A 15830-nucleotide genomic window follows, 5' to 3' on the forward strand; every position below is an offset into this window, starting at 1 on the left:
AGGCAAGCTCGCTCCTGCAGGGGTATGTGGGGACAGCTTCTGTGGGAGCTGGCTTGCCAGCGATGCGGGCCCGGGTTTGTGTCGGAGCCATCGCGAGGCAAGCTCGCTCCTGCAGGGGTATGTGGGGACAGCTTCTGTGGGAGCTGGCTTGCCAGCGATGCGGGCCCGGATTTGTATCGGAGCCATCGCGAGGCAAGCTCGCTCCTGCAGGGCTATGTGGGGACAGCTTCTGTGGGAGCTGGCTTGCCAGCGATGCGGGCCTCGGGTTTGTGTCGGAGCCATCGCGAGGCAAGCTCGCTCCTGCAGGGGTATGTGGGGACAGCTTCTGTGGGAGCTGGCTTGCCAGCGATGCGGGCTCCGGGTTTGTATCGGAGCCATCGCGAGGCACGCTCGCTCCTGCAGGGCTATGTGGGGACAGCTTCTGTGGGAGCTGGCTTGCCAGCGATGCGGGCCCCGGGTTTGTGTCGGAGCCATCGCGAGGCAAGCTCGCTCCTGCAGGGGTATGTGGGGACAGCTTCTGTGGGAGCTGGCTTGCCAGCGCTGCGGGCCCCGGGTTTGTGTCGGAGCCATCGCGAGGCACGCTCGCTCCTGCAGGGTTACGTGGGGGCAGCTTCTGTGGGAGCTGGCTTGCCAGCGCTGCGGGCCCCGGGTTTGTGTCGGAGCCATCGCGAGGCAAGCTCGCTTATACAGGGGTATGTGGGGGCAGCTTCTGTGGGAGCTGGCTTGCCAGCGATGCGGGCCCGGATTTGTGTCGGAGCCATACAGGGATATGGGTGGCAGGGTCGTTCTATGTATGGAACGCTGAGTGCTATTTATGCTGTCTAGTCTTATGGGTGATACGAATCTATCCTTGTTGCCATGATTTACAGGAGGTGCAACATGAAAAACATTCTGGGTGTCTATACGGCTCCACGTGCGCATTGGGTCGGTGATGGCTTTCCGGTTCGTACGTTATTTTCCTACGACAGCATGGGTGAACACGTCAGCCCGTTCTTGTTACTTGATTACGCCGGGCCTGCGGAATTCACGCCCACTACCGAGCGTCGTGGTGTAGGCCAGCATCCCCATCGTGGGTTTGAGACGGTAACCATCGTCTACAAAGGTGAAGTCGAGCATCGGGACTCCACCGGCAACGGCGGGGTTATCGGCCCCGGTGATGTGCAATGGATGACCGCTGCGTCGGGGATCCTGCATGAAGAGTTCCATTCCGAGGCGTTTGCCCGCAGTGGCGGCACCCTGGAAATGGTGCAGCTGTGGGTCAACCTGCCGGCCAAAGACAAGATGGCCGAGGCTGGCTATCAGGGTATCGTCGACCGGGACATTCCTGAACTGGCGCTCAAGGACGGTGCCGGCCGGCTGCGCTTGATCGCCGGCGAGTTCGACGGCCAGCGCGGCCCGGCCCGTACCTTCACCCCGATCGACGTGTGGGATATCCGCTTGAACGCGGGCAAGTCGACCACCCTCGATCTGCATCAGGGCCGCAACACCATGTTGGTGGTGCTGCACGGTGCGGTTGAGGTCAATGGCCAGGAAGTGGTGCGCGAAGGACAAATGGCGCTGTTTGCCCGCGACGGGTCTCAGGTTCGTCTTGAGGCCAATAACGATGCGGTGCTGTTGATCTTGAGCGGTGAGCCCATCGACGAACCGATTGTGGGGCACGGTCCGTTTGTGATGAACACCGAAGCTGAAATCCATCAGGCCTTCATCGACTTCCAGTCGGGGAAATTTGGCCGGATGCCGGTGTAACAAGCCAGCCGTAGTCGCTGGCGCAGGCTGCGACAAGGGCCGCAGGACCTTCGCTGTTACCAGCAGGTCTTACGCAGTCCATCGCAGCCTTCGGCAGCGACTACGGTCATTTACGGGTTCAGACTCGCTCGAAAATAACCGCTATGCCCTGACCGCCACCGATACACATGGTGGCCAGCGCATAGCGGCCTTTTATCCGGTGCAGTTCGTGGATGGCCTTGGTGGCGATAATCGCGCCGGTGGCACCCACTGGATGGCCCAAAGCGATACCGGAGCCATTGGGGTTGACCCGGGCCGGGTCCATTTCCAGTTCTTGCATCACCGCACAGGCCTGGGCCGCAAAGGCGATATTGGCTTCAATCACGTCCATGTCGCCGATCTTCAAGCCTGCGCGCTTGAGCGCCAGACGAGTCGCCGGAATGGGGCCCAGCCCCATCAGTTCAGGTTCTACCCCGGCGTGGGCATAGGCCACCAGGCGTGCAACAGGCGCGTGATTGTCAGCCTTGACCGCGGCACCACTGGCCAACACCAGCGCAGCGGCGCCGTCGTTGAGCCCCGAGGCGTTACCGGCCGTCACGCTGCCGTCTTTTTTGAACGCCGGCTTCATTTGCCCAAGCTGTTCCAGGGTGGTAGCCCGCGGGTGTTCGTCAACGTCGAACAAGACGCTGCCTTTGCGGCTTTTAACCTCGACGGCAGCGATCTGGCTGTCGAAATAACCCTGGGCGATGGCGTGGGCGGCACGCTGCTGGTCTGTCAGCGCCAGGGCGTCCTGTACCTCGCGACTGATATGGTTGCGCTGCGCAATATTCTCGGCAGTGATCCCCATGTGAATACCGTGGAACGGGTCGTGGAGAATGCCCAGCATGTAATCCTGCACCTGGGCATCGCCCATACGCGCGCCCCAGCGGGCGGATGGCAGCAAGTACGGGCCGCGGCTCATGGACTCGGCCCCGGCGCCGATGGCGAAATCAGCATCGCCGAGCATCAGGGTATGGGCGGCAGAAATGATCGCCTGCAGGCCCGAGCCGCAGAGGCGATTAACGTTGTACGCGGGGGTTTGCTTGGGGATGCCGGCGTTGATTGCAGCCACTCGTGCCAGATAGGCGTCCTGGGGGGCGGTTGGAATCACGTTGCCCATCACCACGTGGCCGATGCGTTGCGGATCGACCTGGCTAGCGATAAGGGCGGCCTTGACTGCCGTGGTGGCCAGATCGCACAGGGCAACGTCCTTGAGTGCACCGCCAAAGGTGCCGATGGCGGTGCGCCGGGCGCCCAGGATGAAAATCTCGGAGGTTTGCATGGTAGGTCCTTATTATTTTTCTGACTCGTAACAGGCTGGATTATTTCATGGGGCCAGGGGGCACAGAGTAGTCCGTTTGCAGGGTAAATCCGCTCTTCATGGGATGTGGGCCATGAGATGCAGGAGCGAACGTGCCCGATAGCCCTTCGTGCCGGGTTGGAACAGCTCGTGAGCAAGCTCGCTCCTACAGGGGTTTCGGGGTTTTCAGGTGGGGTCAGTGTTGCAGCAGTTTGCGGAACTGGGCCAGAGGCACCGGCCGGCTGTGCAGGTAGCCCTGGTACAGATGGCAACCAATACTCTGCAGAAACTGGAGCTGGGCCGCTTGTTCGACGCCTTCGGCCACCACCTTGATTTTCAGGCTGCGGGCCATGGCAACAATGGCGCGGATGATTTCCGCATCGTTGGGGGCGTTAATGGCGTCGCGCACAAACGACTGGTCGATTTTCAGGGTGTCCACAGGCAGGCGTTTGAGATGGGTCAGCGAGGAGTAGCCCGTGCCGAAGTCGTCCATCGCAAAGCTCACTCCCAACGCGATGAGCGCCTGCATTTTGGCGATGGTGTCTTCCAGATTCTGAATCACGATGCCTTCGGTGACTTCCAGCTTGAGCATCGAGCAGGGCAGGTCATGGTGCAACAGGCTGCGCTTGACCTGTTCCACGAAGTCGCTTTGGCGAAACTGCCGGGGGCTGATGTTGACGCACAGGCTGAATGCCTGGGGGTCGATCAGGCCTTCGCGCAACAATTTGCCGAACGAACGGCAGGCTTCATCGAGAATCCAGGCGCCCACTTCCAGAATCAGGCCGCTGTCTTCGAGGATCTTGATGAAATGGGCCGGGGATTGTGCCCCCAGTTGCGGGTGCTGCCAGCGCAGCAGTGCTTCAGCGCCGACGATGCGGTTTTCCCGGGCGTCGACCTGGGGCTGAAAGTGCAGGCTGAACTCGTTGCGTGCCAACGCTGTGCGCAGGGCGCTTTCCATGTTCATGCGTTCGCTGGCCGCAGCCTGCATGGAAAAATCGAATAGCTGGCTGGTATTACGCCCGCAATCCTTGGCCCGATACAGGGCAATGTCGGCCCGTTTCAGCAGGTCTGTCGCGGTGATCCCATGGTCGGGCAGCAAGGCAATGCCGATGCTGGGGGTTACTTGCAGGCGCTGGCCATCGAGAAACATGGGTTCGGCCAGCAGCTCGCGCAAGGTGTCGGCAGTACGCAGAACATTAAGCGTGACTGCTTGCAGCGAACCCTTGAGACCGGTCAGCAGTACTACAAACTCGTCACCGCCCAGGCGTGCCACGGTGTCTTCGCTGCGGACACTGGCTTCGAGCCGGGCGGTGATGATTTTCAGCACCGAGTCGCCCACCGGATGCCCGAGCGAGTCGTTGATGTGTTTGAAGTGATCCAGATCCAGAAACAACAGCGCCCCGCGCAGATCATGGTGTTCAAGCAGCTCGGTCTGATGGTTCAGGCGCTCCAGCAGCAACGAGCGGTTCGCCAGGTTGGTCAGCGGGTCGTGGTAGGCCAGGTGGCTGGCCTGGGCCTGGGCCGCTTTGAGCTGGCTGATGTCGCGGGCAGTAAGCAACAGGCAGGGGGTGTCATTAAGGGTGATCGGTTCGATGGATATCTCAAGGTTGAGCAGGGCGCCGCGTCTGGAGCGCCCGAGTATTTCCCGGTTGCGGATACGGCCCTTTTCCTTGATCTCGTCGAGTAATGCCTGACGCTGTGAGCTATGCCCCCAGATCCCCAGTTCGTAAGGGCTGCGGCCAATCACCTCGGCGCTGCTGTATCCGGTCAGCCGGCTGAAGCCGTCATTCACTTCCAGATAGTTGCCAGTGGCAAGTTCGCTGATGGTGATGGCATCGGGGCTGGAGTGGAATGCCTTGGCAAATTTGTCTTCGGAGGCGCTCAGGCGTTGTTCGCGCTCCACTTGCTCGGTGATGTCGAGCAAGGTCCCGGCCATGCGCAGGGGCAGACCTTCAGCGTCGCGATAGAGCCGGGCACGACTTTCTATATAGCGTGAAGTGTCGTTCTCGCCGGGCACCCGATAGGTCAGTTGATAACTCCCGGCGGGACCTTCGCGCAGTGTGCGATAGGTGTCGCGCATATTGTCACGCTCGGCTTCGGGCACACCGTCGAAGAACGCTTCGAATGACTCGTTGAACGGTTCTGCCGGCAGGCCGTGCAGTTGGGCGGCACGGGCCGAGCCGTAGAGTCTGTCGCTGGGGATATGCCAGTCCCAGGTACCCAGTTGTGCCGAGTCCAGCGCCAGGTCCAGGCGCTCCTGACTGTCGATCAAGGCTTGCTCGACTTCTTTGCTTTTGCGGGTGTCCATGAAGGTACTGACCAGATAGGCCTCGCCCTCCAGTTCGACTTTTTGTGCGCTGAGGATGCCGTCGTGCAGTTGTCCATCACGGCCCTGCAGGCAGACTTCCATACTCACCGAGGCATTTTTGCTGCGTATGTTCTTGATGAATTGTTTGCGCTGCCGGGGATCTGGCCAGATCCCCAGTTCGATGGTCGTACGCCCGATTGCCTGGTTTAACGGCCAGCCCAGCAGGCTCTCGAACCAATGGTTGGCCTCACTGATCAACCCGTCTTCGATGCGCACCAGCAGCACCATGTGGGGCGATAAATGAAAGAGTGTGGCGAAGCGCTGTTCTGAGTTGTTGAGCGCTTGCTGGCGTGTGCGCCGATGGCTTGCATTGTTGATGAGCCCCGTTTCAATGTCCCAGTACCAGGGCTGCGCTGACCCGTTGTTTTGCCTGCCGTGTTCCAGCGATATCGGGTCAACCTCAGTCAAACCGTCTAGGGGGAGGCTGGTATATCTCTGGTATGGCATTGACTGCGATCCTTGGATCTCGATCCATTGAGACGGTTTTGCTTCTGAACCGCTGGAGCGATCTCAGGGTTGCTCACTGTGACCCCTGTCGACCTGGGCATCCAGTAGTTTCATGAAGGCATGTGCGGCATTGGACAGGGTTCTTTCTGTGTGCACGATGTAGCCTAGCTGGCGCGTCAGTTGAATGCCGGGTAACTCGATCGATGCCACTTGCTCATCGAGCATGGTGCGCGGCAGGACGCTCCACGCCAGGCCGATGGAGACCATCATCTTGATGGTTTCCAGGTAGTTGGTGCTCATGGCGATATTGGGCGTCAGGCCCTGGGCTTCAAACAGGCGCTGGACAATATGGTGGGTGAAGGTATTACCGCCCGGAAACACTGCCGGATGGTGGGCAATGTCGGCCAGACTGACCTTCGAACGGCGGGTGAGGGTATGTTCGGGGGCGACTACGAAGTCCAGCGGATCATCCCACACCGGCACGGCGCGAATCAGCGAATGGGGCTCCGGGGCCAGGGTGATGACCGCCAGTTCGGCGCGGCCGTGGAGAATTTCTTCGTAGGCCACTTCTGAGTCCAGGAACTGAATATCCAGCGCGACCTTCGGGTAGGTGCGGGTGAACTCGCGCAGCAGGGGCGGCAGGCGGTGCAGGCCAATATGATGGCTGGTGGCCAGAGTCAGGCGGCCACTGACCTCACCGTTGAGGTTGTTCAGCGCCCGGCGGGTGTCGTCCAGGACGTTGAGGATCTGGTAGGCCCGCGGCAGCAAGGCCCGCCCGGCCTCGGTCAGGCTGACTTCGCGGCCCAGCCGGTCGAACAGCCTGAGCTTGAGTTGCTGCTCGATACTGGCGATGCGTTTGCTGATCGCCGGCTGGGTCAGGAACAGGCGTTCGGCAGCCCCGGAGAAGCTCCCGGTTTCAGCAATAGCGATAAAAGCATTGAGATTCGCGAGATCCATCTATTCGAATTCCTGTTGGTTATCCAAAGCATGAAAATTATGAATTTGAGTTATTAACTGTAACGCCATAGGATCGACCTCACAAGCCAAGTGGTTATTGGCACAGAAAAGTAGCTGATGAGGAAACCGTCTGATGGCCGGCAAAACGCTCTACGACAAGCTCTGGGATTCGCATTTGGTCAAGCAGCGCGACGATGGCTCGGCGCTGATCTACATCGATCGTCACATCATTCATGAAGTGACGTCGCCGCAGGCCTTTGAAGGTCTGCGTCTGGCCGGGCGCAAGCCTTGGCGCATCGATGCCAACATCGCGACCCCGGACCATAACGTACCGACCACGCCGGAGCGCAAGGGCGGGATTGAGGCCATTACCGACCAGGTTTCCCGTTTGCAGGTGCAAACCCTCGACGACAATTGCGACGAGTACGGCATCACCGAATTCAAAATGAACGACATCCGCCAGGGCATCGTTCACGTGATCGGCCCCGAGCAGGGCGCGACCTTGCCGGGCATGACCGTGGTTTGCGGTGATTCGCACACCTCGACCCATGGTGCATTTGGCGCATTGGCCCACGGTATCGGCACTTCCGAGGTGGAGCACGTGCTCGCCACCCAGTGTCTGGTGGCCAAGAAAATGAAAAACATGCTGGTCTCGGTTGAAGGTCAATTGCCGTTCGGCGTGACCGCCAAGGACATCGTGCTGGCAGTGATCGGGAAAATCGGTACCGCAGGCGGCAATGGTCATGCCATTGAGTTTGCCGGCAGTGCGATTCGCGATTTGTCGGTTGAAGGGCGCATGACCATTTGCAACATGTCCATCGAAGCCGGTGCCCGCGTGGGTCTGGTTGCAGCGGACGAAAAGACCGTGGCCTATGTCAAGGGTCGCCCGTTTGCACCGAAGGGCGCCGAGTGGGATCTGGCCGTGGAAGCCTGGAAGGATCTGGTTTCCGATGCCGACGCGCATTTCGACAGCGTGATCAAGTTCGATGCGGCGCAGATCAAGCCGCAAGTCAGCTGGGGTACCTCCCCTGAAATGGTTCTGGCGGTGGATCAGAACGTTCCCGATCCGGCGCAGGAAGCTGACCTGGTCAAGCGTGGTTCGATCGAACGTGCCTTGAAGTACATGGGCCTGAACGCCAATCAGGCGATCACCGATATCCAGCTGGATCGCGTGTTCATTGGTTCGTGCACCAACTCGCGGATCGAAGACTTGCGCGCTGCGGCAGTGGTCGCCAAGGGCCGCAAAGTGGCCTCCACCATCAAGCAGGCGATCGTGGTGCCGGGCTCGGGTCTGGTTAAAGCCCAGGCCGAGTCCGAAGGTCTGGACAAGATTTTCCTGGAGGCCGGTTTTGAATGGCGTGAACCGGGCTGTTCGATGTGCCTGGCCATGAACCCGGACCGCCTGGAGTCGGGCGAGCACTGCGCTTCGACCTCCAACCGTAACTTTGAAGGCCGTCAGGGCGCCGGTGGTCGTACTCACCTGGTGAGCCCGGCGATGGCCGCCGCCGCTGCTGTAAACGGTCGTTTCATCGACGTCCGCGAATTGGTTTAAGGAGCTGCGCATGAAAGCTTTTACTCAGCACACCGGGCTTGTCGCTCCCTTGGATCGGGCCAACGTGGATACCGACCAGATCATTCCCAAGCAGTTTCTGAAATCCATCAAGCGCACCGGCTTTGGTCCGAACCTGTTTGACGAGTGGCGCTACCTGGATGTCGGGCAACCGTACCAGGACAACTCCCGGCGCCCGTTGAACAAGGACTTTGTGCTCAACGCCGAGCGTTATCAGGGTGCCAGTGTGTTGCTGGCCCGTGAGAACTTCGGCTGCGGCTCCAGCCGTGAGCACGCGCCCTGGGCGCTGGAAGAATACGGCTTTCGCAGCATCATCGCGCCGAGCTATGCCGATATCTTCTTCAATAACAGCTTCAAAAATGGCCTGTTGCCGATCATTTTGAGCGACGCCGAGGTCGATGAACTGTTTGCCCAGGTCGAGGCCGAGCCGGGTTATCAGCTCAGTATCGACCTTGAGGCGCAAACCGTGACGCGTCCGGATGGCAAGGTGCTGAAATTCGAGATCGATGCCTTCCGCAAGCATTGCCTGCTTAACGGCCTGGACGATATCGGCCTGACCTTGCAGGACGATGTGGCCATCGCCGCCTTTGAAAGCAAGCACCGTGCGAGCCAGCCCTGGTTGTTTCGCGACGCTTGAATCAGCTCGCTCCTACAGCAATCGCGTAATGCCGGCCCTGATCGCTGCTGCAGCGATCAGGGCAGCCCATCAAACAAGGGACTTCAACATGAGCAGCAGCGCCCGTCACAGTCAGGTTGTACAAAAGCAGTTCGGTGAACAGGCCTCGGCCTATCTGAGCAGTGCCGTGCATGCGCAAGGCACCGAGTTCGGCCTGCTACAGGCCGAGCTGTCCGGCAAGCAGGATGCCCGGGTACTGGATCTGGGCTGCGGTGCCGGTCATGTCAGTTTTCATGTGGCGGCGCTGGTTAACGAGGTGGTGGCCTACGACCTGTCGCAGCCAATGCTCGATGTCGTCAGCGCCGCCGCCCAGGATCGCGGTCTGGGCAATATCAGCACCCAGCGCGGTGCGGCGGAGCGTCTGCCGTTTGCCGATGGCGAGTTTGATTACGTGCTCAGCCGTTATTCCGCTCACCACTGGAGCGACCTGGGCCAGGCTTTGCGCGAAGTGCGGCGGGTGCTCAAACCCGGTGGCGTGGCGGCTTTTATCGACGTGATGTCGCCCGGTAGCCCGCTGTTCGATACTTATCTGCAAAGTGTCGAGGTGCTGCGCGATACCAGTCATGTGCGTGATTATTCTGCAGGCGAGTGGCTGCGCCAGGTCAGTGAGGCCGGTTTGCATACCCGCAGCACACAGCGTCAGCGTTTGCGTTTAGAGTTCGGCTCCTGGATTGAGCGCATGCGTACACCGGTGAGCATGAGCGTGGCCATTCGCGAGTTGCAGCAATCCATGGGCACTGAAGTGCGTGATTATTTTGAAATCGAACCTGATGGTTCGTTTAGTACCGACGTATTGGTTCTTTGGTGTGAAAAATAAAAGCACCAGACAATAAAAATTATGGATACCCCTCAGGGGGGATCAACTGACAGGTAGCGAGAGACCCATGAGCAAGCAGATTCTGATTCTTCCAGGTGACGGTATTGGTCCGGAAATCATGGCCCAGGCAGTAAAAGTACTGGAGCTGGCCAATGACAAGTTCCAGCTCGACTTCGAACTGACCCATGACGTGCTCGGCGGCGCAGCCATCGACAAGCACGGCGTACCCCTGGCAGATGAGACCCTGGAGCGCGCCCGTGCCGCCGACGCGGTGTTGCTGGGTGCCGTGGGTGGCCCTAAATGGGACAAGATCGAGCGTGATATCCGTCCTGAGCGCGGCCTGCTGAAAATCCGTGCGCAACTGGGTCTGTTCGGCAACCTGCGTCCGGCCATTCTTTACCCGCAACTGGCAGATGCCTCGAGCCTCAAGCCGGAAATCGTTGCCGGGCTGGATATTCTGATCGTTCGTGAATTGACCGGCGGCATTTACTTCGGCGCCCCCCGTGGCACCCGTGAGCTGGAAAACGGCGAGCGTCAGGCTTATGACACGCTGCCCTACAGCGAAAGCGAAATTCGCCGTATCGCCCGGGTCGGCTTCGACATGGCCCGTGTGCGCGGTAAAAAGCTGTGCTCGGTGGACAAGGCCAACGTGCTGGCTTCCAGCCAGTTGTGGCGCGAAGTGGTCGAGGAAGTGGCCAAGGACTACCCGGACGTCGAGCTGAGCCACATGTACGTCGACAACGCCGCGATGCAGCTGGTGCGTGCGCCCAAGCAGTTCGATGTGATCGTAACCGACAACCTGTTCGGCGATATCCTGTCGGACGAAGCGTCGATGCTGACCGGTTCCATCGGCATGCTGCCGTCGGCCTCCCTGGATGCCAACAACAAGGGCATGTACGAGCCATGCCACGGTTCGGCGCCGGACATCGCAGGGCAGGGCATTGCCAACCCGCTGGCAACCATTTTGTCGGTCTCGATGATGCTGCGTTACAGCTTCAATCAGACCGCCGCTGCCGATGCCATTGAACAGGCCGTGAGCCTGGTTCTGGACCAGGGCTTGCGTACCGGCGACATCTGGTCGGCGGGTTGCACCAGGGTCGGAACGCAGGAAATGGGCGATGCAGTAGTCGCGGCGCTACAGAATCTGTAATCTCTCTGGCCCGTTACTTCCTGTTGGTGGAAGTAACGACCCCACTTTTTGTTAAAGGTGTCGTTGTGATGAAGCGTGTAGGTCTGGTCGGTTGGCGCGGTATGGTTGGTTCTGTGCTCATGCAGCGGATGCTGGAAGAGCAGGATTTCGATCTTATTGAGCCGGTGTTTTTTACTACTTCCAATGTCGGTGGACAGGGTCCGTCTGTGGGCAAGGATATCGCCCCGCTCAAGGATGCTTACAACATTGAAGAGTTGAAAACCCTCGATGTAATCCTGACCTGCCAGGGCGGCGACTACACCACTGAGGTGTTCCCCAAGCTGCGTGAGGCAGGCTGGCAAGGTTACTGGATCGATGCAGCGTCGAGCCTGCGGATGCAGGATGACGCAGTGATCGTTCTGGACCCGGTCAACCGCCGGGTGATTGACCAGCAGCTGGATGCGGGCACCAAGAACTACATCGGCGGCAACTGCACTGTCAGCCTGATGCTGATGGGTCTGGGCGGCCTGTTCGAGGCCGGTCTGGTGGAGTGGATGAGCGCCATGACCTATCAGGCGGCATCCGGTGCCGGCGCGCAGAACATGCGCGAGCTGATCAAGCAAATGGGTTCGACCCACGCTGCTGTGGCCGATCAACTGGCCGATCCGGCCAGCGCCATCCTCGATATCGACCGTCGTGTCGCTGAAGCGATGCGCAGCGACGCGTACCCGACCGAGAACTTCGGCGTGCCATTGGCCGGTAGCTTGATCCCGTGGATCGACAAAGAGCTGCCAAACGGTCAAAGCCGCGAAGAGTGGAAGGCCCAGGCCGAAACCAACAAGATCCTGGGTCGCTTCAAGAACCCGGTTCCGGTGGATGGTATCTGCGTGCGTATCGGTGCAATGCGCTGTCACAGCCAGGCTTTGACCATCAAGCTGAACAAGGATGTGCCAATTGCCGACATCGAAGGTCTGATCAGCCAGCACAACCCTTGGGTCAAGCTGGTGCCCAATCATCGTGAAGACAGCATCCAGGAACTGAGCCCTACCCGGGTAACCGGTACCCTGAATGTGCCGGTTGGCCGTCTGCGCAAGCTGAACATGGGTTCGCAGTTCCTCGGTGCGTTCACCGTGGGCGACCAGTTGTTGTGGGGTGCGGCCGAGCCGTTGCGCCGCATGCTGCGGATTCTGCTGGAGCGTTAATCCGCCCTGGTTGCAGCCAGGCCCGCCTCTCGCAAGAGAGGCGGGCTTTTTAATGAGTGGCGCTTTTTACTGCCGCGCTGGCGGGCACTGTCCGTTGCCTGCAAAGGTTGCGCCCGGTACAGTGCCGCTCCCCACGTTTCGCCTGAGGTAGATGCATGAACCAGTCCTTTGATATCGCCGTCGTCGGCGCCACCGGCACTGTCGGCGAAACCATTGTGCAAATTCTCGAAGAGCGCAATTTTCCGGTCGCTGATTTGCATTTGCTGGCCAGCAGCGAGTCAGCCGGGCATTCGGTGCCTTTTCGGGGCAAAAACGTCCGAGTGCGTGAAGTCGATGAGTTTGACTTCAGCAAAGTGCAGCTGGTGTTTTTCGCTGCCGGCCCCGCCGTGACCCTGAGCTTTGCTGCCAAGGCCCGCGCTGGCGGGTGCGCGATTATTGATTTGTCGGGCGCATTGCCCGCGGCCCAGGCCCCGCAAGTGGTGCCCGAGGCCAATGCCCAAGTATTGGCCGGGTTGCCAAAGCCGCTGCAAATCAGCAGCCCGAGCCCGTCGGCAACCGCTCTTGCCGTAGTGTTGGCGCCCCTGCGCGGCTTGCTGGATATTCAGCGGGTCAACGTGACGGCATGTCTGGCAGTTTCTGCCCAAGGTCGTGAAGCGGTTTCCGAGCTGGCGCGTCAGACCACCGCACTACTGAATCTGCATCCGCTGGAGACCAGTTTTTTTGATCGCCAGATGGCGTTTAACCTCTTGGCGCAAGTGGGCAAGCCTGATGCACAAGGTCATGTACCACTGGAAAAACGCCTGGTAACGGAATTGCGTGAAGTGTTGGCTATGCCCGCGCTGAAAGTTTCGGTGACCTGCATTCAAGCTCCGGTATTTTTTGGCGATAGCTTCAGTGTTGCCGTGCAACTTGCCGGGCCGGTGGATCTGGATGCGGTGAATGCGGCGCTTGAAGCCGCTGAAAGTATCGAGCTGGTAGAGGCGGGCGACTATCCTACGGCGGTGGGCGATGCGGTAGGACAAGACGTGGTTTATGTCGGCCGGGTGCGCCATGCTGTAGACGACACTTCTGAACTTAATTTCTGGATGACGTCAGATAACGTAAGAAAAGGCGCCGCTTTGAATGCCGTGCAACTGGCTGAGTTGTTGATTAAAGATATTCTGTAAAAGATACTTGGCGTCAATTTCCAGCAGGGTTCCAGAAGCTATACAGGCCTCGGGGGACGAGGCCTGTACCAATAAGGAAGAGGCTATGCTTCAGGTTCGCAAATTAGTGTTAGCAATCGCCGCCGCTTCGGCGCTGTCATCCGGTATGGCGCAGGCGCTCGGGCTCGGAGAGCTGACCCTGAAGTCGACTCAGAACCAGCCTCTGCTGGCTGAAATCGAGTTGTTGGACGTCAAGGATCTGACCGCTGCTGAAGTGGTGCCGAGCCTGGCACCGCCTGACGAATTCACCAAGGCCGGGGTGCCGCGTCCGGCATTCCTGGATGATCTGCGTTTTACGCCGGTAATCAATGCCAACGGCAAAAGCGTGCTGCGCGTCACTTCCAGCCAGCCTTTGTCCGAGCCCTTCGTAAAGTTTCTGGTGCAGGTGATGTGGCCAAGCGGCCGCTTGCTGCGGGACTACAGCGTATTGCTGGACCCGGCCAAGTTCTCTCCTCAAACCGCTGCGGCTGCCTCTGGCGCGCCTGCAAATGCAGGTCAATACACCACCACGTCCCGTGACACCCTGTGGGAAATCGCGGCCAAGGCGCGCAATGGCGGCTCGGTCCAGCAGACCATGCTGGCGATTCAGGCGCTCAACCCTGATGCTTTTATCAACGGCAACATCAATCGGCTCAAGACCGGTCAGGTATTGCGCATGCCGGATGCCGCGCAAAGTGTCCAGCTGTCCCAAGGCAAGGCCATCAATGAAGTCGCTTCCCAGAATGCCGACTGGCGTAATGGGCGTCGTACCACGCCATTGGCCCAGCAGCTGGATGCGACCGGTCGGCAGCCGGTTGCGGCTACCAGTCCTGCCAAGGCTGGCGGTAGTGACAGCCTGAGCCTGGTTGCGGCGAGCGCTGCCGATGGCAAGGGTGCAGTTGGCGATGCCAAAAATATCAGCGACAAGCTGGCGACGACCCAGGAAGGTCTGGATTCGGCCCGGCGTGAAAATGCCGAGCTGCAAAGCCGGATGCAGGATTTGCAAAGCCAGCTGGACAAGCTGCAACGCTTGATCGAGTTGAAAAACAATCAATTGGCCAAGCTGCAGGCTGACAGTTCGGCGCCAGTCGATCCGGCAGCGGCGATAGCGGTCCCGCTGCCGGGGCAGGCTGTGGACGCTCCGGAAGCTGACATCGCGCCGGCAGATGAAGGTGCGCCGGCGACGGCGGTGCCGCCAGCTCCGGCGCAGGACGATAGTGCCACTCCGCGTGCAGAGCGCAGCATCCAGGACTTGTTGCACAGCCCTTGGCTGCTGGGTCTGGTCGGTGGCGCGGCGGTCTTGTTGTTGCTGCTTGCGCTGCTGCTGGTGCGTCGCCGTAAAGCCCTGCAGGCGGCGCAAAGGCATGCGCGGATGGCCCGTGAGCTTGAGGAAGAGGCCGAGTTCCCATCTGATCTGGACATGCCGCAAAGCAGCTTCGAAGGGCTTGAAGTTCCACCGCCGAGCGTCAAGCTCGAGGCGGCACCAGCTGCGGCAGCACTGGTGGTACCTCCGGTTGCGCCAGTGGTGGTTGCCCAGACGCTGGTCAGCCCGCAGGCCGATGCATTGGTCCAGGCTGAACAGTTGATTGAGCAGCGTCAGCTCAAAGAGGCCGAGCAACTGCTGGCAGGTGCAATCGAGCAAGAGCCGCAACGCAGTGATCTGCGACTCAAGTTGATGCAGGTCTATGGTGAACTGGGCGAGCGTGATGCCTTTGTTGCCCAGGAGCGGCAGCTGATTGCCAACGGCAAGAATCATTCTGAGGTTGAACAGCTCAAGCATCGCTATCCGGCCATGGCACTGGCAGCCGGTATCGCCACGGCTGCGGTTGCTGCGCAATTACAGGCGCAGTTTGTCACAGAGATGATGCGCGATGATCGCGAAGTGGAGCCTGAGCCACAGGCCAGGCCGGCCGTTGACGAGTTCGATCAGGACTTTGATCTGAGTCTGGATGACCTTGAAGCGGCGTCGCCTGCCGAGTTGCCGCCCGAGAAGAAATCCGGTGACGAGCAGAGCTTTGAAGATGTGCTCAAGCAGCAGGCTGAGACGTCGGGTAGCGACATGTCCGACTTCGATCTGGACCTGCCGCCTGATTTCGATTTGTCCCTGGCTGACGAACCGGTTGCGCCGGCCGCTGAGCCGGACAGCTTTGCGCTTGAGCTGGACAAGGTCAATGCGGAGTTGCAGCGCTTGTCCGAAAGCCTTGAGCAGCCATCGATAGTCCCGTCCTTTGCCGACGAACCCGAGTTTGACTTCTTGTCGGGCGCCGATGAAACGGCGACCAAGCTTGATCTGGCCCAGGCGTATATCGATATGGGTGATGACGAGGGTGCGCGGGATATCCTGACCGAAGTTGTCGAGGAGGGTAACCCGGAGCAGCAGGCTGAAGCCCTGGAGCTGTTGTCGCGCTTGCCTTGA

11 protein-coding genes are annotated in these 15830 nt (G+C 59.9%); 8 read left to right on the plus strand and 3 right to left on the minus strand.

The window, feature by feature from the left end:
• Positions 1-879 precede the first annotated feature (879 nt).
• Positions 880-1746: a pirin family protein gene (locus JQ845_RS03710; protein ID WP_003446176.1), complete on the plus strand. Its 867-nt coding sequence runs from the start codon at positions 880-882 to the stop codon at positions 1744-1746.
• 118 nt (positions 1747-1864) lie between these two features.
• Here JQ845_RS03710 and JQ845_RS03715 read toward each other — a convergent pair whose 3' ends face one another.
• The 3 genes from JQ845_RS03715 to JQ845_RS03725 form a co-directional block, all read right to left on the minus strand.
• The gene (locus tag JQ845_RS03715) at positions 1865-3046 is read right to left on the minus strand and encodes an acetyl-CoA C-acyltransferase family protein (RefSeq protein ID WP_203008343.1); all 1182 of its coding nucleotides are present in this window, start codon (positions 3044-3046) and stop codon (positions 1865-1867) included.
• Between the two features lie 214 nt (positions 3047-3260).
• On the minus strand, positions 3261-5879 hold the full coding sequence (locus JQ845_RS03720; RefSeq protein ID WP_161720111.1) for a sensor domain-containing protein: 2619 nt from the start codon (positions 5877-5879) through the stop codon (positions 3261-3263).
• 63 nt (positions 5880-5942) lie between these two features.
• Positions 5943-6836 carry a LysR family transcriptional regulator gene (locus JQ845_RS03725; protein WP_003446171.1) on the minus strand — a complete coding sequence of 298 codons (894 nt, stop codon included), beginning with the start codon at positions 6834-6836 and terminating at the stop codon, positions 5943-5945.
• Positions 6837-6969: 133 nt separating this feature from the next.
• Between JQ845_RS03725 and leuC the strand changes: the two genes are divergently transcribed.
• From leuC to JQ845_RS03760, 7 genes are all read left to right on the plus strand, one after another.
• On the plus strand, positions 6970-8388 hold the full coding sequence (gene leuC, locus JQ845_RS03730) for a 3-isopropylmalate dehydratase large subunit (RefSeq protein ID WP_003446169.1): 1419 nt from the start codon (positions 6970-6972) through the stop codon (positions 8386-8388).
• A 10-nt stretch (positions 8389-8398) separates the two neighbouring features.
• Positions 8399-9043, plus strand: coding sequence for a 3-isopropylmalate dehydratase small subunit (leuD, locus tag JQ845_RS03735; protein WP_003446167.1), 645 nt, complete (start codon positions 8399-8401; stop codon positions 9041-9043).
• 88 nt (positions 9044-9131) lie between these two features.
• Entirely contained in the window at positions 9132-9899 is a 768-nt protein-coding gene (locus JQ845_RS03740) for a class I SAM-dependent methyltransferase (RefSeq protein ID WP_202210819.1), read from the plus strand.
• 67 nt (positions 9900-9966) lie between these two features.
• Positions 9967-11049 carry a 3-isopropylmalate dehydrogenase gene (leuB, locus tag JQ845_RS03745; protein WP_003446163.1) on the plus strand — a complete coding sequence of 361 codons (1083 nt, stop codon included), beginning with the start codon at positions 9967-9969 and terminating at the stop codon, positions 11047-11049.
• 68 nt (positions 11050-11117) lie between these two features.
• Entirely contained in the window at positions 11118-12230 is a 1113-nt protein-coding gene (asd, locus tag JQ845_RS03750; protein WP_003446161.1) for an aspartate-semialdehyde dehydrogenase, read from the plus strand.
• 155 nt (positions 12231-12385) lie between these two features.
• A complete protein-coding gene (locus JQ845_RS03755) occupies positions 12386-13396 on the plus strand; it encodes an aspartate-semialdehyde dehydrogenase (protein ID WP_161720115.1) in 1011 nt (336 codons plus the stop codon).
• A gap of 85 nt (positions 13397-13481) precedes the next feature.
• Positions 13482-15830, plus strand: a complete 2349-nt coding sequence (locus tag JQ845_RS03760) for a FimV/HubP family polar landmark protein (RefSeq protein ID WP_203008346.1) — start codon at positions 13482-13484, stop codon at positions 15828-15830.

This window comes from Pseudomonas paraversuta, from assembly GCF_904063065.1.
Taxonomy (GTDB): Bacteria; Pseudomonadota; Gammaproteobacteria; order Pseudomonadales; family Pseudomonadaceae; genus Aquipseudomonas; species Aquipseudomonas paraversuta.